The sequence below is a fragment of the Aliiroseovarius sp. F47248L genome, assembly GCF_023016085.1.
GTDB lineage: Bacteria > Pseudomonadota > Alphaproteobacteria > Rhodobacterales > Rhodobacteraceae > Aliiroseovarius.
Map to the genome: position 1 here is coordinate 1254206 of NZ_JALKBF010000001.1, position 19380 is coordinate 1273585.

Genomic DNA, 19380 nt, shown 5'->3' on the forward strand with positions numbered 1-19380 from the left:
GTGGGCTATCATGTCTTGATAGAAGTGGTTTGGCCGGTAAACTGACCGTGAAACGATTGTGTAATGGTCCGATGCGTCAGTTGTCGGGTGGGTAAAAGGAAACATCACGATGAAATGGCAAGGTCGGCGCGGAAGTCGAAACATTGAAGATCGCAGACGCGCAGGCGGCGCAGCGCAAGTCGGCGGACTTGGTTTGTTGGCAGTGCTGGCCATCGGGTATTTCCTTGGCGTGGATGTGACGCCCTTTCTTCAGGGTGGCGGCACGCTGAGTGGTAGCGGTGGCGGCGAGATTACCGAAGCTGACCGGCAGGAAGGAGAGTTCGTGTCTGTCACTTTGGCGGATACGGAAGAGGTGTGGGACGACTTGTTTCGCAGCCAAGTCGGGCAGCCCTACAATCCGGTAACATTGGTGTTGTATAAGGGCGTCACCCAAAGCCCCTGCGGCGGTGCGTCGGGTGCCACCGGTCCGTTCTATTGCCCCGGTGATCGCAAAGTCTATCTGGACACCGCGTTTTTCACCACGCTGTCGCGTCAGTTGGGAGCGAAAGGGGACTTTGCGGCGGCCTATGTGGTCGCACACGAAGTGGCCCACCACGTACAGAATGAATTGGGCATTCTAGGGCAGGCGAATTCAATTCGCGCGCAGGTCAGCGAAGCCGAGGCGAACGCGATTTCTGTCAGGATTGAACTTCAGGCCGATTGCTATTCCGGTATCTGGGCGCGCGAGGCGCAGGCGCGTTTTGGCACGCTGGAACGTGGCGATATTGCCGAGGCGATGAATGCGGCCCGTCAGATTGGCGATGATACGTTGCAACGCAACTCTGGCCGCGTTCCCATGCCCCACACCTTTACCCATGGCACCTCTGAGCAGCGCCAAAACTGGTTTGTGCGCGGGTTTGAAAGCGGTGACATGCGGAGCTGTGACACGTTCTCGGCGGATAGGTTGTAAGTGGTGATTCTTTCTAAACGGTTCGTAATTTGAACCGTTCCTGATCGTGGTAGAGGCCTGTACGCCTTTATTTCATACGTTAAGTAGCAGAAATTTCACCATGTTTATAAGGTTGTTGCGCGTGCAACGAGTTTTGTTTACGAATATTTCAGCGACAGGATCATAACCAAACCCGACCGCGCAGTCGATAATACTTGCGTGTCAGGGTCGAGCCTGTTTTTATCGGACTGTCTGCAGGGTGGAGGAGCCGCCATAGGCAGGCCGGAGATAGTTCGCGTTTGGGAGGAAGCGATATGAAATTCACCATGAAAACTGCTTTTATCGGCGCTGTCGCCTTGGGGGTGACTGCAGGGGCCAGCTTTGCACAAGAGGTCACGCTCCGGTGCCAGCACTTTTTGCCGCCAAAAGGGTCAACGCCGCTCTACTTCATGACGCCATGGGCTGAGAAGGTGGAAAAAGAATCCGGTGGACGGATCAAGGTCGAGCTGTATCCGGCCATGCAACTTGGCGGCAAGCCGCAGGCGCTCTATGACCAGATCCGCGATGGCGTGATTGATTGTGGCTGGGCGCTGCCCGCCTATACGCCGGGCCGTTTCCCCGAAGCCGAAGCGTTCGAGCTGCCATTCATGACCAGCCGTGACGCTGCTGCATCATCGAAAGCTGCGTGGGAGTTTTCTGAAAAATACCTGATGGATCGGATGGGGGACGTCAAACTGTTGGCCACCCATGTTCATGGTCCCGGCATTGTTCATAAGAAAGGCGAGCCTGTGATGGCGCTGGAGGATTTCCAGGGCTTGAAGCTGCGCGGCCCATCGCGCCAGGCCAACGCCTTGCTTGAGACTCTTGGCGCATCGCCCGTTGGCATGCCCATGCCGACCTTCCCCGAAGCCTTGTCCAAAGGTGTTGTTGATGGGGGCGTGACACCTTGGGAAATCGTGCCGCCGCTGAAGCTGCACGAATTGGCTGACAGCCACACAGAATTCCCGGGTGACCGTTCGCTTTACAACACGTTTTTCATCTGGGCGATGAACAAGGACACCTATGCAAACTTGCCGGATGACCTGAAAGCCGTCATCGATGCCAACTCGGGTCTCGAAACCTCGGGCTGGGCCGGCGCGTCCTTTGACAAAGGTGACGTGATTGGTCGCGAAATCGTCGCGGGATCGGATAACAATATTCACCAACTGGATCCTGCTGTCGTCGCCGAAATCCGTGCGCTGGGTGACAAGCAAACGGAAGCCTGGGCGGCTGATATGACCTCGAAGGGGTTGGACGGTGAAGGTATGGTGGCCTTGGCGAAAGAGCTGGTCGAAAAATACTCCGATAACTGATCGTTGATGGATGTGGCTTCGGGCAACAAAGTTTGTCCGAAGCTTTTTTTTGCGCAGGCAATGTTCAACTGCGCATTAACGGATAAGGGGGGCAGTCGTGGCTATCGCAAAAACGGCACAGGTGCGGGTGGGTCGCGTGATGGAGTTTGCAAGCCGCTGGATGGCGTATTCCGGTGGGGCAATTCTGGTTGCGATCGCGCTGACAACGGTGGTCTCGATCATCGGTCGGACGCTTTCGGGCTTTGGCCTTGGCCCTGTCAAAGGCGATTATGAGATTGTTGAAATGGGCTGTGCAGTCGCGGTCTTTGCGTTCATGCCGTGGTGCCAACTGAAGCGCGGTCATGTGACCGTGGACATATTCATTTCGCGGCTGTCCGACAGAAAGCAGGCGATTCTTGGTCTGATCGGGGATCTGTTCCTGACCGGGGCAGCCTTCATCATTTTGTGGCGTTTGTGGTTGGGATTTGGCGAGAAATTCCCCTTTGGCTCGGAAGGGCTGCGCAATGCCCTCGGTATGGGTGACAAACCCTTCTTTCCTGAAAGCACCTATGAGCTTGAAGTCCCGCTGTGGATACCGTTCGGTCTGTGCTTGATCGGCGCGGCATTTTTTCTGATCGTTGCAACCTACTCGGTCTGGCGGTCCTTCAACTGGGTGCTTGATGGCAAGGAGCAACGGGTATGACCGGAATTGAACTGGCGATCATCGCCTTTGCCCTGATGCTGCTTGCGATTTTCCTGCGTCTGCCCATTGGGCTTGCGATGGGGCTGACGGGATTTTTTGGCATCTGGTATTTGATGGGGCATCCTTCCGTGACGCTGAGCCAGCTGAAGACGCTGTCTTACGACACGTTCTCAAGCTATTCGCTGTCCATCGTGCCGCTGTTTCTGCTGATGGGGCAGTTTGCCACCAAGTCCGGCATGTCCGGTGCGTTGTTCGAGGCCGCAAGCGATTGGCTTGGGCATCGTAAAGGCGGTGTAGCGATGGCTGCTGTCGGGGCCTGTGCAGGTTTTGGCGCGGTGTGTGGCTCGTCGCTGGCGACGGCGTCCACGATGGGGCAGGTGGCTTTGCCCGAGATGCGCAAGCGTGGCTATTCCGATGCTTTGTCGACCGGTGTTCTGGCGGCAGGGGGCACGTTGGGCATCCTGATTCCGCCTTCGGTCATTCTGGTGATCTATGCGATCCTGACCGAACAGAACATTGTAAAAATGTTCATTGCCGCACTTGTGCCAGGCATTCTCGCAGCGCTGGGTTACATGCTGACCGTGGCGGTGATGGTGCGCATCAACCCCGATAGCGCAACGACAGCCGAACGGATGCCTTATGCACATCGGTTCCGGACGTTGCTGTCGATCTGGCCGGTCGTGGTGATTTTTGGTCTGGTGATGGGCGGGATTGCGGCCGACTGGAACTGGATAAAACCCGGGGTTCAGGCACTGTTTACACCTACAGAAGGTGCCGCTGTCGGTGCCGTGGCCACGGGGCTGTATGGCGCGATGACCGGTGGACTGACATGGAAAGGGCTTTTGGAAAGCATCCTGGCCACGGCCCAATCCACCGCAATGATCTTTTTCATCGTGCTGGGTGCGCAGATTTTTAACTCGTTCCTTGCCTTTACGCAGGCACCGCAAATGCTGGCTGAATGGGTTTCGGCACAGGGATACGCCCCGTTGGTTGTGCTAACTTTGATGCTGGTTGCCTATCTGGTCTTTGGCTGTGTGATGGACAGCTTGTCGATGATCCTTCTGACCATTCCAATCTTCTATCCGATCATCGAGGTGCTCGATTTCGGTCTGACCCCGGAAGAAGCCGGTATCTGGTTTGGCATCCTTGCCCTGATCGTGGTCGAGGTTGGGCTGATCACGCCACCGGTGGGCATGAACCTGTTCATCATCAACTCGATGGCGCGTGACATTCCGATGTCGGCAACCTACCGCGGGGTCGCGCCCTTCGTGCTGTCCGACCTGATCCGCGTCGTGGTTCTGGTCGCTTTTCCGGGCATCACGCTCTGGCTGGTCGGGGTAATGTTCTAGCTGCAAATAAAAACGCAAGGGGCAGGGAAAAACCTCGTTGACCTTGCCCCGGCGCTTGGGTAATCCCATCGCAGTGCCCAAGTGGCGGAATGGTAGACGCAGGGGATTCAAAATCCCCCGCCTTCACGGGCGTGAGAGTTCGAGTCTCTCCTTGGGCACCACTCCGATGTCAGATGGAACAGTCGTCAGATGGCGCATGTTTGCGCGATGTGTCGTGGGGGATCGAAGTATGAACAAAGCTTCAGGGAAACGTGCCGCTGATCTGTTGCACCTGCGCGGGCAGGGGCTATCGAAGGGCGACCCTGTCGCGTTGCCACTGGTTTCCAGTTCGATGTTTCACCTGCCGGGTGATCCAGATGGTGCGGCAGCCTATGGGCGCATTGACAACCCGACATGGGAGGCATTGGAGCATAGTCTGTCCGTCATAGAAGGCGCGCCTTGTGTCGCATTCCCGTCTGGCATGGCGGCCATCTCGGCGGCGCTGTTTACAACGCTAAAGGCTGGGCAAACCCTGCTGATTCCATCCGACGGTTATTATGTTACCCGGTTGTTGTCTGACCGGTTCCTGTCGCAGTTTGGAGTGCAGGTGATTGAACGGCCCACTATTGGCTTTACCGATGGCGGGTTTGAAGGCATCGACGTGGTGTTCATGGAAAGCCCGTCAAACCCAACACTTGACCTGTGCGATATTGAATCAATTGCTGCGGCAGTGCGCAAAGCTGGCGGGGTAACCATCGTTGACAACACCACGATGACCCCGTTCGGCCAGCGTCCTCTCGATTTGGGAGTGGATATCGTCGTGGCCTCGGATACCAAGGCCCCTGGCGGGCACTCTGATGTGTTGATGGGGCATGTTGCCACGCGCAACGACGCACTGCACGAGGCTGTTCTGGATTGGCGCAAAATGTCTGGCTCCATCCCGTCACCCCATGCGGCTTGGTTGCTGCATCGAGGTCTTGAAACGCTTGAGGTGCGGTTTGATCGTATGTGTCAGTCGGCACAGATCATCGCAGAGGCACTGTCAAATCATCCTGCCGTTTCTCTGCTTCGCTATCCGGGTCTGGTGCATGATCCGTCGTATGAACTGGCGAAACAGCAGATGTCGCAGTTTGGATTTCTGATCGGGTTGACGTTGAACACAAAGGACGTGGCTGAAGCCTTCATTTCTGGTTGTCAGTATCTTCGGCCAGCCACCTCGTTTGGTGGTTTACACAGTTCAGCAGAACGGCGGGCGCGCTGGGGGGATGATGTGGCAGACGGATTTGTGCGGCTGTCCGTTGGCTGTGAACCGGTTGATGAGCTTTTGACTGACTTTACGTCATCTTTAAATGGGCTGACGTGCGATTAACGTAGATAATTCTGAAGGAATCGCGCAAATGTCGCCGCAATGACTTCGGGTGGTTCGACAAGATGTTTGCCTCAACCTTAGGTCGTGAAATATGGCGCTGGAATGGCGCGATCGTCCAAGAAACACCCGCAAGGATTGAAAGCGCCCTGATTTTCAAAGGTTTTCTTCATAATTTCGGCGCAAATTGGTAGTATGTATGTGTTGCCGGACGGGGTATCCGGCTTGTTTTTAGGGGTAATTGAGTTGAGCTTGCGTGACATCCGAGTACAGGAATCGATCCCGATCCACTGGACGGGGTTTTCATCGACATCGACAGTTGACGATCCAATGCGGGGGCGCCATTCCCGCAGGGGTATTGCTTCTTCGGGCCTGTCTGCCAATACACGGGTCGAAACGCTGCGTGGCCCGGTGATTGCACGTGAGTTGCAAATCGGCGATCAGGTGAAGACCTATGGCGGCGGGTATTCTACCCTGCGTTGGGTTGGCACGTCGCGTTTGGGTGACGACGCCGGTGTTCCTATGCGAAGGACTTCATTTGATGGACGTGAAAGCACAACGCTTGTGTCGTCAGATCAATTGGTTCTTGTCGCGCACAATCAAAACGATGCCCTGTTTGGCACAAGCGAAGTTATGTGCCCGGCTGTACTTCTGGCTGCGGCTGGTCTGTTCACACCGGACCCGACAGTGAATCCGACAATTGTTCATTTGCTGTTTGATACCTATGAGCTTGTGAAATGTGGTGACGATTGGGTGGAAAGCCTGCGGCCAGACATGGATCAGATTCGCACCGAAGACGCGGAAACGGCAGACGAAATCCTGTCACATCTGCCCAAGTTGGTCAGCCGACAAGGTCATGCGGCCTATGTCCGCACGCGACCTGTACTTGACGAGCGCGAGGTTGCCTTGCTTTTTGGGGCGTAAATCGCGACTGGCGATTTTACGGCGTGGTTCGGTCCATCCACAACTGCCAGTCTTCCTCGGTATCAATATCAAAGAATGCGTGATCCTGCGGCAAGGGGATAATCCGTGTCGGCATTCCCTTCAGACTGCTTTGTGCCCCTTGATCGCCAGCAAGTGACTCTAGCCTGTCTAGATAACGAGCTGGAACAAGCACCGGGTGGCCGGGCGCAAGATCTTGTGTACCACCTCTAATAATACGATCAGGATCATAGGCTGCGCAGGTTTGGCAAAGATCATCTGCTGTCAGTGCAGGCATGTCAGCCAGCAGGATCAACACCCCATGATGCTCGTCCGGTAACATCCCTATCGCTTCCGACAGGCTGTGGCCCATGCCGAGATGAGCATTGGGGCAGGAAAGCGGAGTAGCTTTTGTCTCCGATACCAATTCACGACGAGGGCTATCATGCTGTGGCAATGCGACAAACACGCGATGCCCTGTTTTGATTGCGGTATCGATCCGATTGGTCAGCAAAGCGACCCCATCCGATCCACAAAGCAACAGCTTGTCGCGCCCCATCCGCCGCGATTGGCCTGCGGCCATGATCAACACGGCAAGGGATGGGGCTTGGGACATGATGGCGCTACTTCTCGGGGATCAGACCTTTCGGGCTGAAACGTAGCACCAAAAGTAGAATGATCCCCATCGAGAACAGGCGCATATGGGCAGCTGAATCCAGAAGATGCGTTTTCAGGGCTGATCCGTCTGTCATACCAGAAGTGACAATCGACATCACCCAGTTGCCGATCGGTTCGACCTGTATCCAGAAAAACCAGATCACGAACGCCCCCAGCACGGACCCAAGGTTGTTGCCCGACCCACCCACGATCACCATCACCCAGATGAGGAAGGTATAGCGCAGGGGCTGGTAGGTGCCCGGCGTCAACTGCCCATCCAGCGTGGTCATCATAGCGCCTGCCAGACCACACAAGGCCGAACCCAGCACGAAGATTTGCAAATGCCGGCGCGTCACGTCCTTGCCCATCGCCTGAGCCGCAACTTCGTTGTCGCGAATGGCGCGCATCATGCGGCCCCACGGTGATTTCAGGGACAGTTGCGCAAGGATCACCAGAACCACCAACACAGCTGTGAACAGCAGGGAATAAGACAGCTTCACAGCCAAAGTCGAGGCTGTGGTGACATTCATGCCAATCGCATCGGCTTTTTCGATGAAACTGGTGCTTTGTTGCAGGTCCACCTCGTAAGGCACGGGGCGGGGAAGGCCGATCACGTTCTTCACACCGCGCCCGAGCCAATCTTCGTTCTTGACAACGGCCAGAATGATTTCTGCAATGCCCAGTGTTGCGATGGCAAGGTAATCCGACCTAAGGCCAAGTGCGGTCTTACCAACCAACCAAGCGGCGCCTGCTGCCAGCAATCCGCCCACCGGCCATGCCAGTAAAGTCATGTATCCATGACCGCGATAATTGTCTTGCCCGCCGGGGTTCAGACCGCCCAGATACCCGGTTTGCGCCGGATTGATCGCTTCGACCCCCGCGACGCCTGCATCAAAAATCCAGCGGAACACGAAAAAGCCGACCACAAGGGTGGCAAACATGACCAGCGCGCGCAGGCGCCCTTGGGCCATGGATTTGTATTGCCAAACCATCAGCATGATCGTTGCTGCGCCCATGATCAGGCCAGCGACGATCCTTAGGCCGCCACCGCTCCATGCTCCCGGAGTGGGCGGCATCGAGATCAAGACGGTTGCCAGACCACCCAGCGCCACGAACCCCATGATCCCGACGTTGAACAGACCCGCATATCCCCATTGCAGGTTCACACCCAATGCCATCACGGCAGAAATCAAAGCCATGTTCAGGATGGTAATGGACGAGTTCCAGCTGCCTGAGAAGATCCAGACCTGGGTCGAGCCTTCAAGGACAAACAGAAGCGCAACAAGGGCGAACATAAGCGGTGTGCGAAGGGATTGGCTCATACCGATTGCCCCTTAAAAAGACCCGTGGGTTTAAACAGCAAGACGATGATCAGGATGACAAAGCTGACCGCGAATTTGTAGTCTGTGGACATCAACTGCACGAGGCCGGACGGCTCAAGGCTTTCAGGCAGCACATAGGTCGCGACCTTCTTCCAGGCATAGGTCACGGCAACCTCAGAGAAGGCGATGACAAAACCACCCGCAATTGCACCCAGCGGACTGCCGAGCCCACCAACAATCGCCGAGGCAAAAATTGGCAAGAGGAGCTGGAAATAGGTGAACGGCTTGAACGTCTTGTCCAGGCCGTAAAGCACACCCGCGATGGTGATCAGCCCAGCCACGATGATCCATGTGATCATGACGACGCGTTCGGGGTTGATGCCTGACAGAAGCGCCAGATCTTCGTTGTCTGAAAAGGCGCGCATGGATTTTCCGGTACGGGTTTTGTTCAGGAACCAGAACAATGCAGCAACGACGATGACGGCTGTCACGATGGTCAAACCTTGGCTGGTCTTAAATGCCAGACCCTCGTCCAAGCCTGTCATGGTCTTGAAATCACGCGCGCTGATGATGAACCGTGCACCGTCACCAAATTGCTGGTCATCAGGTCCGATGATGAAACGCACAACACCATTCATGATAAACATCACGCCCATCGAGGCCATGACAAAGACGATGGGTTTGGCTTTGACCCGTCGGTAAAAGCGATAGACGACCCGGTCAGTGGCCAAAAGCATCAGCGCGGTACCGACAATGCCGAAGGGCAGGGCAAGAAGCGCCGTGGGCAGCGGGTCAATCGACACGCCCATGGATTGGAACCACCACGTCACAAGGATCGTCACCATCGCCCCGAAAGCCATGCTGTCACCATGCGCAAAGTTCGAGAACCGCAAGATGCCATAAATCAGCGTGACGCCCAGCGCACCCAGCGCCAACTGGCTGCCATAGGCCATCGCGGGGATCACGACGAAGTTGAGAAGCGCCACAACGGCGTTCAGAATGTCCATCAGAACTCTCCCTCGCAGGTTCCTAGATAGGTGATCGCGGTCGGCCCGTCATTGGAATGGGCCGTGAAGCGCGCGGTGTCGCCGTTGCGCGACAATAGGTATTCCGCGCCTTCACCTGTCGCAAAGACGGTGGTCAGCGGTGCGACCCGTTTGACACCCACGACAGTCAGATCGCCGAAATCGGTGATCAGCTTTGCGTCATCCAACTCGGCGGTCAGCGCGAAGCTGGTGTCCTGGCAGGTCTCGGCCTCGTAGCATTCCGCGGTGAAGGTGCAGGTTTGGGCAAGGGCGGGCAGGGCGACAAAGCAGGTCGCAGCCGCCGCGCAAATTTGTTTCAGCATCCTCATCCCCCCAGAAACGACCGACGCACTTCAGGATCGGCCAGAAGGTCTTTGCCTGACCCCGTGTGCGCGTTCGCACCCTGCACCAGAACATAGCCTTTATCCGCAATCTCAAGGGCTTGGCGTGCGTTCTGCTCAACCATCAGGATCGAGATGCCGGTGCGCGCGACCTCGATGATCCGATCAAACAGCTCGTCCATCACGATGGGGCTGACGCCAGCCGTCGGCTCGTCCAGCATCAATACCTTCGGTTTGGTCATCAGCGCGCGGCCAACGGCCACCTGTTGACGCTGGCCGCCCGATAGCTCTCCGGCCGCCTGATTGCGTTTTTCATAGAGGATCGGGAACAGCTCATAGACCTGTGCCATGGTCTGGGAAATGTCATCCTCGCGAATGAACGCCCCCATTTCGAGGTTTTCTTTTACCGTCATTGACGTGAAAATATTCTGTGTCTGAGGTACGAAGCCCATGCCCTTATGGACACGTGCCTGCGGGGACAGGTCGGTGATATCTTCACCATCCAGACGGACCGAGCCTTGCCGCAGGTTCAGCATCCCGAACACCGCCTTCATACCGGTGGATTTGCCCGCGCCGTTGGGGCCGACGATCACCGCAATTTGCCCCTTGTCGACGGCGATGGTGCAGTCATGCAAAATGTCGGGGCCGGATTTGCCATAGCCGCCGGTCATGCTGTCGCCGATCAGAAAGGCGTCGCCCGTGTGCATCTGGTGCCCGGTGCCAGCTGCAGGGATTAGTGAACCCTGACCTTTGGGGTTCACGATCGACGCATCCTTATTGCCGCGATCGTCCTGATAGGGGTTACCGCTCATGCGCCCACCTTGTCCTTGTTTTTCAAACCAGTACCCAGATAAGCCTCGATCACGTGCTCGTTGGCTTTGATCTCGTCCAACGTGCCTTGAGCCAGCACCTTACCTTCGGCCATACAGATCACCGGGTCGCACAGGCGGTCGATGAAATCCATGTCGTGTTCAATGACGACAAACGTGTATCCGCGTTCCTCGTTCAGACGTTTGATGGCGTCGGCGATGGTGTAGAGCAGGGTGCGGTTTACGCCTGCGCCGACCTCGTCCAGGAAAACGATCTTGGCGTCGACCATCATCGTGCGACCCAGTTCCAGCAGTTTCTTCTGCCCGCCCGAGATTTCGCCTGCCCGCAGATCGGCGATGTGAGAAATCGTTAGAAATTCAAGCACTTCATCGGCCTTGGCGCGCAGGGCGCGTTCTTCATCGGCGATCCGTTTCCGGCCAAACCACGTGTTCCAGAGCTGTTCGCCCGACTGACCGCCCGGAACCATCATCAGGTTTTCGCGACAGGTCATCGACCCGAATTCATGCGCGATCTGGAAGGTGCGCAGGAGCCCCTTGTGAAACAGCTCGTGCGGCGGCAGGCCTGTGATGTCTTCGCCCGCCATGGTGATGCGCCCCGAGGTCGGGGGCAGTACACCGGCGATTACATTGAACAAGGTCGTCTTGCCCGCCCCATTGGGTCCGATCAACCCGGTGATCGAGCGTTCCTCGATCCGCATTGTTGCGCCGTCCACTGCGTGAAAGCCGCCAAAATGCTTGTGAACGTCTTCGATGACGATCATGTCTGTCCCCTCTCGCAACCGGAAGTTGGCCGCCCGTCTTACCAAAACAGCCCGGAAAACATCCGGGCTGTTTCGTTAGGTTTATAAGGTTGTTTAGTGGAACTTAACAGCCTCGATGGCACCGTCTTTGATTTCGATCTCACGATAGCTGCCACCGCTTTCACCGGGGCCGATCAGCTCAACGTCCGAGCCACCGACATAGTCGATGTCACCGCCAGCTGCGAGGATCTCAAGACCTTTGGCCAGTTCACCCGGTCCGATGGGTTCACCGGGGGCGTTGGCCACCTCGGTCACAGCAGCGCTGACGGCTGCACCGTCGGTTGAGCCTGCGGCTTGCATCGCCAGAAGCAGAACAGCGGCACTGTCATAGCCTTCCTTGGCATAGGGCGATGTGCCGTCAATACCTGCGGCTGCCAGCATTTCTTCCAACTTGCCCGCACCATCATTGGCCGAGCTTGGGTGCTGGCCAAAGCTGCCGTCGATGTCGCTTCCGAACTTCTCGGTCAGGATGTCAGACACCATGCCGTCAGGAAGGACGAATGTGTCAAACGCACCTGTATCAAGCGAGCCTTGGATGATGCCCGAACCGCCTTGGTCCGAATAACCAGCCACGACAAGCGCTTGACCACCAGCAGATGCCAGCGCGCCAACTTCGGCCGAATAGTCGGCTTTGCCTTCTTCGTGGGCAGCGTTGATGGTCACGGTGCCTCCGGCGGCTTCGAAAGCAGCGGCGAAGCTGTCGGCCAGACCTTTACCATAGTCGTTGTTTGTATAGGTAACAGCCACTTCATTGATGCCGCGGCTGGTGATGATGTCGGCCATGATTTCACCCTGACGCGCATCAGACGGAGCCATGCGGAAGAACAAGCCATTGTCTTCAATGGTCGACAGACCCGGCGAAGTTGCCGAAGGCGAGATCTGCACGATCCCGTTGGGCAGTGCAACGCTGGTCAGAACGGCGCCAGTTGCGCCCGAGCACATGGCCCCAACGATGCCTGCAACGCCGTCACCTGTGACCAGGCGTTCAGCGGCAGCGGTGGCCGCAGCGGCATCCACACAGGTTGAATCGCCCCGTACAGCAGTCACGGTGGATCCGTCCATGAACTGACCCGAATCGTTGACCTCGGCAATCGCCAATTCTGCACCGCCAGCGATGTGCGGTGCCAGCGATTCAAGCGGGCCGGTGAAGCCAAGAAGGACACCCACCTTCACGTCTTCTGCAAAGGCTGCGCCGCTCATCAGTGCGCTGGCGGCGGTTGCCATAAGAATCTTTTTCATACTTTCTCTCCCAGTTGGAAAATATCCGAAGCAGAGCCTAGGCAAGCGTTTCGGAAAAGAAAAGGGCCAAGCTGCACCTGACGTGAAAAAGCCCGTACGGTCGGCCAGTTATAGCTCGGGGCGATGTTCGGATCTGGGCTGTTGGGCCTGTGCGACTGGGCGCGTTACGGCGTAACCTTGGCGGCATGGCTGCCGCGTTCACGATAAGGCGTGGTATCGTAGTGCGCGCGGTAACACTTGGAAAAATGAGACGGGCTGGAAAACCCGCAGGCCAGCGCCACGTTGATCACGCTCATATCCGTTTGCATCAACAAGTTGCGCGCCTTCTGAAGCCGCAACTCCATGTAATAGCGTTTGGGCGAACGGTTCAGATAGCGTCGGAACAATCGCTCAAGCTGTCGCGTGGACATACCCACATCGGCGGCTAATATCGACGGCGAAATCGGCTCTTCGATATTGGCTTCCATTTTCTGGATCACATCGCTGAGCTTGGGGTGACGCACTCCGATCCTTGTGGGTACCGACAGACGTTGTGTGTCACGGTCTGTTCGGATCGAGGTGTAAATCTGCTGATCAGCCACGATATTGGCGATGTCCTCGCCGTGCTCATCCGCAATCAGTTTCAGCATAAGGTCAATCGACGATGTGCCGCCCGCAGCCGTCATGATATTACCGTCGATTACGAACACACGTTTAGTCAGATCAACCTCATCAAAGGCTTCGGCGAAGCTGTCGTGGTTTTCCCAGTGAATGGTCGCGCGTTTGTCGTTCAACAAACCCGCTTTGGCGATCACATGCGCGGCAGTGCACAAACCTGCCACCTTTACGCCCCGGCGCGCTTCGCGGCGTAACCAGTTCAGAAGTTTGGTCGAACAATGGGTCTGGACGTCCACGCCCGAACAGATGATCACCGTGTCGTCGCGCCGAAGCTCGCCAAGGTCGCTGTCAAGATTGAACGAAGGGCCTGCAGATGATGTGATGGTCTGGCCGCCTTCGCCCATGATCACCCATTCATATAAGGTGCGACCTGCGGCTCGGTTTGCGATGCGCAAGGCATCCACGGCACCTGCAAAGCTGAGCAGAGTAAACCCTTCGACAAGCACAAAAACAAACCGCTGGGGGGTTGAGCGTGTCGATACAGGCTTTTCAGTCATCCGAGTCACCTTTTGAAGATCGGTCTTTTATGTTGCCGGGGACCACATCAGGTTTGAACGAAAGCGGCAAGAGCGAAACCACCAACATTTGCACAACCGGTCAGGACCGGCATTTCAGGACTTTAACGCGACCTATCCCTATTCCATAACGGTAATTGCACGTTAGCGCTGACCACGCTAGAAGAAGGGCCTTGAACCCGCAGGCGCGGGATAACGACGTAAGACGGAGCAAAGACATGACGGATTGGGACAAGTCGACCTGGCGCAAGAAGCCACGGGTGCAGATGCCTGACTATACCGACGCGGCCAAATTGGCTGAAGTCGAGGCACAGCTTGCGAAGTATCCCCCGCTGGTCTTTGCAGGTGAAGCAATGCGCCTGCGCGCACAGCTTGGGCGCGCCTCACGTGGGGAAGCCTTTTTGTTGCAGGGCGGGGACTGCGCCGAAAGCTTCTCGGACTTTTCGGCGGATGCTATCCGCGACACGTTCAAAGTGATGCTGCAAATGGCGATGGTGCTGACCTATGGCGCGAAAGTGCCGGTCATCAAGGTCGGCCGCATGGCCGGTCAGTTCGCCAAGCCGCGATCGGCCCCGACAGAAACCGTCGGCGGGATAGAGCTTCCCAGCTACCGCGGTGACATCATCAACGAATTGGATTTCACCGAAACCTCGCGCGTGCCGGACCCTCAGAAGATGCTGCAGGCCTATACGCAGGCGGCCGCGACGCTGAACCTACTGCGCGCGTTTTCAACAGGTGGTCTGGCGGATGTGCATAAGGTGCACAGCTGGACGCTTGGGTTCACCGAAAACGATGAAGCCGAGAAATACCGCGAAATGGCCGAACGCATTCAGGATACGCTGGATTTCATGCGGGCTGCTGGCGTTGACAGCGATCGGGCGCACACGTTGCAGACCGTGGACTTCTACACCTCGCATGAAGGTCTGCTGCTGGAATATGAAGAGGCGCTGACCCGTTTGGACGCGACCACTGGCAAGACTGTTGCAGGGTCGGGCCACATGCTGTGGATCGGCGACCGCACACGTCAACCCGACGGCGCCCATGTCGAATTCTGCCGTGGTGTGGTCAACCCGATCGGTCTGAAATGCGGGCCGACCACGACAGCGGAAGATCTTAAGGTTCTGATGGCCAAGCTGAACCCGAACAATGACGCCGGGCGTTTGACCCTGATCGCGCGTTTTGGGGCAGGGAAAGTAGCCGAACATCTGCCACGCCTGATCCAGACCGTAAAAGAGGAAGGTGCGAATGTTGTTTGGTCCTGTGACCCGATGCATGGCAACACCATCAAATCGGCCACCGGCTACAAGACCCGACCTTTCGACGCGGTGCTGAAAGAGGTGCAGGAATTCTTCGCCGTCCACAAATCCGAAAGCACCATCCCCGGCGGTGTGCATTTCGAGATGACGGGTGCGGACGTGACCGAATGCACCGGTGGTGTGCGTGCCGTTACGGACGAAGATCTGTCGGACCGTTATCACACAGCTTGCGACCCGCGCCTGAATGCCAGCCAATCGCTGGAACTGGCGTTTCTGGTGGCAGAAGAACTGTCGTCGATGCGCGCCGAGGATGCAGCGGCAGCCAAAGCCAGCTGATCACCCGATCGCGCGATTGCAAAAAAAAAGAAAACCCCGGTCCGAATGGCCGGGGTTTTTGTAATCTGTGATGGTCGCAAAAAGATTGCGCGGACGACTAGTCCTGTTTCACAAGGCGTAAATGACCACCGGGCCGCGCCGGAGCATTCATGCTCATGGGCCGCGAGGTGCCATGAAAACTTGCCGCAAGTTCCGCCATGCCGGGTACAGGGACGCCACTGGTGTCGGAAGGGCGCATGATGTGGCCTTCGCTTTTGCGGTTTTGACCGATTTGGGTGGGGCGGATGTCAACGCGGGTCACGTCCGGTTTGTCAGATCCCGTTGATCGCGCCGTAGGTGCACCACGGATGTCCCAGTATCCAGGTCGCGCGATGTCGCGTTTTTGGCGACGTGCCGCATCGCTGCTTTTCCTACCAGCGGCTTGTTCCACGGTAAGGGGACGCATCTCTAGACTGCTGATGGTGAAGCGCTGCGGGCCACGGCCCAGTTTGCCATCGACTTGAAACCCACCAAGTACGCGGGTGACATTGCCGTGGATGTCTTTCAGGGGCAGAAGGATAAGTTGGGCATCCAGCTTTTTGTGAAACAGGCTGCTTTCGCTGCGAAGTGTCAGGCTGACTTCGGCAGGCGTTGTGAAGACGCTTTCCAGCGCTTCCTGCACCTCTGGACGAGCGTCAGGTGTAAACAATGCACTTAGCGGCATGCCGCGAACTTCCATTGAAAGAACATCGCTGAGATGTTGACCCGCCAGTCGGATCCGGGCATGACCCGGTGCGATACGTTCTAGGATCATCGCAAAAGATAGGTTTTCGCCGATACCACGGGGATCAACGTCACCGCGTGTGGGCATCAGGCGACCATTCCGCAAGGCATGCCAATAAGCTTCTATCTGCGCGATGGCGGGAAATTTGATCGTCCGCCGGGCTGACGCCAGCGTGACAACATTACCATCTTTAAGATATTCAATTTTCATCTTCGCGTCCCAGGGTTTGAAACGAATTTAATAAATTTGGTGATAACCAGCGAGCTTGTTCAAATTGTGACCGTTTGTTAACGATTGGAAGGATAATCCTTACCGATGTCTTAATATGTCATATTCCATTCGAAATTGGCATAAAAACTTAGCAAATGGTTAATACTACATGCCACAATCCATGACGGGCTTTGCCAGCACCGCGTCAGAAGACGCCGGTTACAACTGGGTCTGGGACTTGCGATCGGTGAATGCGCGCGGGCTGGACATCAAAATTCGCGTGCCCGATTGGCTAAACGGATTGGAAGAAGCTCTGCGCAATAGCCTTAAGAAGGCAGTGGCGCGGGGAAGTGTCTCGGTCAGCCTGAAGATCACCCGTCGGGATGAGGTCGGGGCGCAGTTTATTAATGCTGATGAACTTGCGCGGGTGCTGACCCAACTGACCGCAATTGCCGCCGAGGCCGAGGCGCGTGGTTTGCCCGTCGCACCAGTGCAACCCACTGAAATTGCTGGCATGCGGGGTGTAATGGAACAGCGCGCTATGGCCGACGACGACTTAGCACCTTTGATTGAAAGACTAACGAGCGATATACCCGAATTGATCGAGCAGTTTGTTGCCTCACGTGCGCAAGAAGGCGCCGCTCTGACGCAGGTCTTGTCGGAGCAAATAGACGAAGTGGTTCGGCTTGTCACGGCGGCCGAGGCCGTGTTGGACGCCCGGCAGGATGCACAGATCGCCGGTCTGCATGATGCCTTGTCTCGGGTGATGGACAACTCGGGTGGTGCAGACCCCGATCGCGTTGCGCAAGAACTTGCCATATTGGCCGTGAAAACCGATGTGCGCGAAGAAATCGACAGGCTGAAAGCCCATGTCGACGCCGCGCGTACACATCTGACCTCGGACCAGCCAGTTGGGCGCAAACTTGATTTCCTGATGCAAGAATTCAACCGAGAGGCCAATACATTGTGTTCCAAGGCACAATTCAAAGACCTGACCGCCATTGGCCTTGACCTAAAGCATGTCATAGATCAGATGCGCGAGCAGGTTCAGAACGTGGAGTAACGATATGTCCGACAGGCGCGGCCTTCTTATTATCCTGTCTTCGCCCTCGGGTGCGGGTAAATCGACTCTGGCACGGCGGCTGATGGACTGGGATCCAACGCTCAGCTTCTCGGTGTCGGCCACCACGCGCGCGCCGCGGGACGGCGAGGTGGATGGGCAGCATTACCATTTCGTTGATGAAAGCCGGTTTCGCGAGATGGTAACCGAGGGCGAAATGCTGGAACACGCGCATGTTTTTGGCAACTTCTATGGTTCGCCCGAAGGCCCGGTGCGCCATTCCATCGAAAGCGGCCGCGATGTTCTGTTCGACGTGGATTGGCAGGGGGAGGTGCAGATCCGAAACTCGGCCATGGCGTCGCATTCCCTGTCGATCTTCATCTTACCGCCATCCATCAAAGAGCTGCGCGCGCGGCTGGAAGGGCGCGGGCAGGATGATGCCGCCACCATCGCAAAGCGGATGCAGAAAAGCTGGGACGAGATCAGCCATTGGGGCAGCTATGATTACGTGCTGATCAACGATGATCTGGAAGAGACCGCGCAAAAGCTGATCACAATTGTCGAAGCCACCCGACAGCGCCGCAACCAGCAACCAGGATTGTTGAACCATGTCCGTAAGTTGCAGGCCGAGTTTGAAGAGGGGAACCAATGATTTATGAACTGGGCGGAGTTTCACCTGACATAGCCGACGACGCGTTCATCGCGCCTGACGCCAACCTAATCGGCAAGGTGCGGATCGGCGCGCGCGCTTCGGTCTGGTTCGGCAGCACATTGCGCGGCGATAACGAGTTGATCGACGTGGGCGCGGGCACCAATGTGCAGGAGAACTGCGTGTTTCACACCGATATGGGCTTTCCGCTGACCATTGGAGAGAACGTCACGGTCGGCCACAAGGTGCTTCTGCACGGCTGCACCATCGGTGACGGCAGCCTGATCGGCATGAACGCCACCGTGATGAACGGCGCGGTGATCGGCAAGAACTGCCTGATCGGGGCGGGGGCGTTGGTGACCGAAGGCAAGGTGATCCCCGACGGGTCCATGGTTCTAGGCGCGCCGGGCAAAGTGGTGCGCGAGCTTGACGCGGCCACGATCAACGGGCTGGAGGAGTCCGCCGTGCACTATCAAGAGAACGCGGCGCGGTTTTTGACGGGGTTGAAGGTGGTTGGCGCCTAGCGGTTGCTATGACCCCTTATTGACACGTTCTCACGGATCATTGAGCCTTCCCACTTAGCTAAACAAAAAATTCTAGCCGCCAGAGGATACAGCTTCCCGCTACGGACGGTTCGAAGTCCAAGCCATCGGACGCTGCACGCTATGAATTGTTTACTGAGGATGCACTTATGAATTCAACTGGCCCACTCATCTGCATCTTCATCGGACTTTTGCTCTTTTTCGTTGCGTGGATGTCGGGCTTTGAACCGCCTGATCACAACATCGGGCGTGGCATCGTCAGCGGAATTTTGCGGCAAGTGTATGTGGTTCTTGGTGGCTTGTTCTGTTTTGTGGGCCTTACTTGGTTTCTAGTCCGCTGGTTCGGACGGCCACCAAGATGAACCTTCGTCAAGATAGCAGGTCCTCGCTACCGTCCTTCATCCTCATCAATACGATATAAACTCAGGCGAAGTGGTCATTTGGCTGTGGTGAGCTCAAACCTACGTCGCCAAACGTCGCCCCTATCCACTCAAATTGCTGTCGCTTTTGTTGGGATAGAAGTTCATTTTGCACATAGTTCGTAAAGCAATTTGTCCTTTGAAGAAATACAGTGGTGAGCGCAGTTTTCGGCACCTTCGAT

19 protein-coding genes and 1 tRNA gene are annotated in these 19380 nt (G+C 56.6%); 11 read left to right on the forward strand and 9 right to left on the reverse strand.

Annotated features, from left to right (window positions below; genetic code table 11):
- Nucleotides 1–109: 109 nt before the first annotated feature.
- From MWU51_RS06265 to MWU51_RS06295, 7 genes are all read left to right on the forward strand, one after another.
- Nucleotides 110–949, forward strand: coding sequence for a neutral zinc metallopeptidase (locus MWU51_RS06265; RefSeq protein WP_247035689.1), 840 nt, complete (start codon nt 110–112; stop codon nt 947–949).
- A 293-nt stretch (nt 950–1242) separates the two neighbouring features.
- Nucleotides 1243–2280 (forward strand): TRAP transporter substrate-binding protein, encoded by a 1038-nt coding sequence (locus MWU51_RS06270; protein ID WP_247035690.1) that lies wholly within the window; start codon nt 1243–1245, stop codon nt 2278–2280.
- A 97-nt stretch (nt 2281–2377) separates the two neighbouring features.
- Nucleotides 2378–2962 carry a TRAP transporter small permease gene (locus MWU51_RS06275; protein ID WP_247035691.1) on the forward strand — a complete coding sequence of 195 codons (585 nt, stop codon included), beginning with the start codon at nt 2378–2380 and terminating at the stop codon, nt 2960–2962.
- Nucleotides 2959–4311: a TRAP transporter large permease gene (locus tag MWU51_RS06280; RefSeq protein WP_247035692.1), complete on the forward strand. Its 1353-nt coding sequence runs from the start codon at nt 2959–2961 to the stop codon at nt 4309–4311. Before MWU51_RS06275 ends, MWU51_RS06280 begins: the two co-directional genes overlap by 4 nt.
- Before the next feature lie 75 nt (nt 4312–4386).
- Nucleotides 4387–4472 (forward strand) — tRNA-Leu (locus MWU51_RS06285).
- Between the two features lie 68 nt (nt 4473–4540).
- Entirely contained in the window at nt 4541–5659 is a 1119-nt protein-coding gene (locus tag MWU51_RS06290) for a cystathionine gamma-lyase (RefSeq protein ID WP_247035693.1), read from the forward strand.
- 249 nt (nt 5660–5908) lie between these two features.
- The gene (locus MWU51_RS06295; protein ID WP_247035694.1) at nt 5909–6580 is read left to right on the forward strand and encodes a Hint domain-containing protein; all 672 of its coding nucleotides are present in this window, start codon (nt 5909–5911) and stop codon (nt 6578–6580) included.
- 16 nt (nt 6581–6596) lie between these two features.
- Here the strand turns inward: MWU51_RS06295 and MWU51_RS06300 are convergent, their stop codons facing one another.
- From MWU51_RS06300 to MWU51_RS06335, 8 genes are all read right to left on the reverse strand, one after another.
- On the reverse strand, nt 6597–7193 hold the full coding sequence (locus MWU51_RS06300; protein ID WP_247035695.1) for a nucleotidyltransferase family protein: 597 nt from the start codon (nt 7191–7193) through the stop codon (nt 6597–6599).
- A 7-nt stretch (nt 7194–7200) separates the two neighbouring features.
- The gene (locus tag MWU51_RS06305; protein ID WP_247035697.1) at nt 7201–8556 is read right to left on the reverse strand and encodes a branched-chain amino acid ABC transporter permease; all 1356 of its coding nucleotides are present in this window, start codon (nt 8554–8556) and stop codon (nt 7201–7203) included.
- Nucleotides 8553–9563 (reverse strand): branched-chain amino acid ABC transporter permease, encoded by a 1011-nt coding sequence (locus MWU51_RS06310; protein WP_247035699.1) that lies wholly within the window; start codon nt 9561–9563, stop codon nt 8553–8555. The genes MWU51_RS06305 and MWU51_RS06310 overlap by 4 nt, the downstream gene beginning before the upstream one ends.
- Nucleotides 9563–9904, reverse strand: coding sequence for a hypothetical protein (locus MWU51_RS06315; RefSeq protein ID WP_247035700.1), 342 nt, complete (start codon nt 9902–9904; stop codon nt 9563–9565). The genes MWU51_RS06310 and MWU51_RS06315 overlap by 1 nt, the downstream gene beginning before the upstream one ends.
- A 2-nt stretch (nt 9905–9906) precedes the next feature.
- Complete coding sequence (locus tag MWU51_RS06320; RefSeq protein WP_247035702.1) at nt 9907–10734, reverse strand: ABC transporter ATP-binding protein; 828 nt, start codon at nt 10732–10734, stop codon at nt 9907–9909.
- Nucleotides 10731–11513, reverse strand: a complete 783-nt coding sequence (locus MWU51_RS06325) for an ABC transporter ATP-binding protein (RefSeq protein ID WP_247035704.1) — start codon at nt 11511–11513, stop codon at nt 10731–10733. Before MWU51_RS06325 ends, MWU51_RS06320 begins: the two co-directional genes overlap by 4 nt.
- A gap of 93 nt (nt 11514–11606) precedes the next feature.
- Nucleotides 11607–12791, reverse strand: a complete 1185-nt coding sequence (locus MWU51_RS06330; RefSeq protein ID WP_247035705.1) for an ABC transporter substrate-binding protein — start codon at nt 12789–12791, stop codon at nt 11607–11609.
- A 164-nt stretch (nt 12792–12955) separates the two neighbouring features.
- Nucleotides 12956–13945: a GlxA family transcriptional regulator gene (locus MWU51_RS06335; protein WP_247035707.1), complete on the reverse strand. Its 990-nt coding sequence runs from the start codon at nt 13943–13945 to the stop codon at nt 12956–12958.
- A 236-nt stretch (nt 13946–14181) separates the two neighbouring features.
- Between MWU51_RS06335 and MWU51_RS06340 the strand changes: the two genes are divergently transcribed.
- Entirely contained in the window at nt 14182–15555 is a 1374-nt protein-coding gene (locus tag MWU51_RS06340; protein WP_247035709.1) for a 3-deoxy-7-phosphoheptulonate synthase class II, read from the forward strand.
- A 97-nt stretch (nt 15556–15652) separates the two neighbouring features.
- Here the strand turns inward: MWU51_RS06340 and MWU51_RS06345 are convergent, their stop codons facing one another.
- A complete protein-coding gene (locus tag MWU51_RS06345; protein ID WP_247035711.1) occupies nt 15653–16528 on the reverse strand; it encodes a PAS domain-containing protein in 876 nt (291 codons plus the stop codon).
- Between the two features lie 169 nt (nt 16529–16697).
- On the opposite strand from MWU51_RS06345, the gene MWU51_RS06350 reads away from it, so the two are divergent.
- Genes MWU51_RS06350 through MWU51_RS06360 form a run of 3 tightly spaced genes read left to right on the forward strand, consistent with a single transcriptional unit; the run spans nt 16698 to nt 18761 of the window.
- Nucleotides 16698–17591: a YicC/YloC family endoribonuclease gene (locus MWU51_RS06350; RefSeq protein ID WP_247035713.1), complete on the forward strand. Its 894-nt coding sequence runs from the start codon at nt 16698–16700 to the stop codon at nt 17589–17591.
- Nucleotides 17592–17595: 4 nt separating this feature from the next.
- Complete coding sequence (gene gmk / locus MWU51_RS06355) at nt 17596–18240, forward strand: guanylate kinase (RefSeq protein ID WP_247035715.1); 645 nt, start codon at nt 17596–17598, stop codon at nt 18238–18240.
- Entirely contained in the window at nt 18237–18761 is a 525-nt protein-coding gene (locus MWU51_RS06360; protein WP_247035717.1) for a gamma carbonic anhydrase family protein, read from the forward strand. Before gmk ends, MWU51_RS06360 begins: the two co-directional genes overlap by 4 nt.
- The last annotated feature ends 619 nt before the right edge of the window (nt 18762–19380 follow it).

Excerpts from the sequence above, each read along its gene's own strand:
- MWU51_RS06265 (WP_247035689.1), top strand. The coding sequence starts at position 110 with ATGAAATGGCAAGGTCGGCGCGGAAGTCGAAACATTGAAGATCGCAGA.
- MWU51_RS06270 (WP_247035690.1), top strand. The coding sequence starts at position 1,243 with ATGAAATTCACCATGAAAACTGCTTTTATCGGCGCTGTCGCCTTGGGG.
- MWU51_RS06280 (WP_247035692.1), top strand. The coding sequence starts at position 2,959 with ATGACCGGAATTGAACTGGCGATCATCGCCTTTGCCCTGATGCTGCTT.
- MWU51_RS06290 (WP_247035693.1), top strand. The coding sequence starts at position 4,541 with ATGAACAAAGCTTCAGGGAAACGTGCCGCTGATCTGTTGCACCTGCGC.
- MWU51_RS06300 (WP_247035695.1), bottom strand. The coding sequence starts at position 7,193 with ATGTCCCAAGCCCCATCCCTTGCCGTGTTGATCATGGCCGCAGGCCAA.
- MWU51_RS06305 (WP_247035697.1), bottom strand. The coding sequence starts at position 8,556 with ATGAGCCAATCCCTTCGCACACCGCTTATGTTCGCCCTTGTTGCGCTT.
- MWU51_RS06310 (WP_247035699.1), bottom strand. The coding sequence starts at position 9,563 with ATGGACATTCTGAACGCCGTTGTGGCGCTTCTCAACTTCGTCGTGATC.
- MWU51_RS06315 (WP_247035700.1), bottom strand. The coding sequence starts at position 9,904 with ATGCTGAAACAAATTTGCGCGGCGGCTGCGACCTGCTTTGTCGCCCTG.
- MWU51_RS06320 (WP_247035702.1), bottom strand. The coding sequence starts at position 10,734 with ATGAGCGGTAACCCCTATCAGGACGATCGCGGCAATAAGGATGCGTCG.
- MWU51_RS06325 (WP_247035704.1), bottom strand. The coding sequence starts at position 11,513 with ATGATCGTCATCGAAGACGTTCACAAGCATTTTGGCGGCTTTCACGCA.
- MWU51_RS06330 (WP_247035705.1), bottom strand. The coding sequence starts at position 12,791 with ATGAAAAAGATTCTTATGGCAACCGCCGCCAGCGCACTGATGAGCGGC.
- MWU51_RS06335 (WP_247035707.1), bottom strand. The coding sequence starts at position 13,945 with ATGACTGAAAAGCCTGTATCGACACGCTCAACCCCCCAGCGGTTTGTT.
- MWU51_RS06340 (WP_247035709.1), top strand. The coding sequence starts at position 14,182 with ATGACGGATTGGGACAAGTCGACCTGGCGCAAGAAGCCACGGGTGCAG.
- MWU51_RS06345 (WP_247035711.1), bottom strand. The coding sequence starts at position 16,528 with ATGAAAATTGAATATCTTAAAGATGGTAATGTTGTCACGCTGGCGTCA.
- MWU51_RS06350 (WP_247035713.1), top strand. The coding sequence starts at position 16,698 with ATGCCACAATCCATGACGGGCTTTGCCAGCACCGCGTCAGAAGACGCC.
- gmk (WP_247035715.1), top strand. The coding sequence starts at position 17,596 with ATGTCCGACAGGCGCGGCCTTCTTATTATCCTGTCTTCGCCCTCGGGT.
- MWU51_RS06360 (WP_247035717.1), top strand. The coding sequence starts at position 18,237 with ATGATTTATGAACTGGGCGGAGTTTCACCTGACATAGCCGACGACGCG.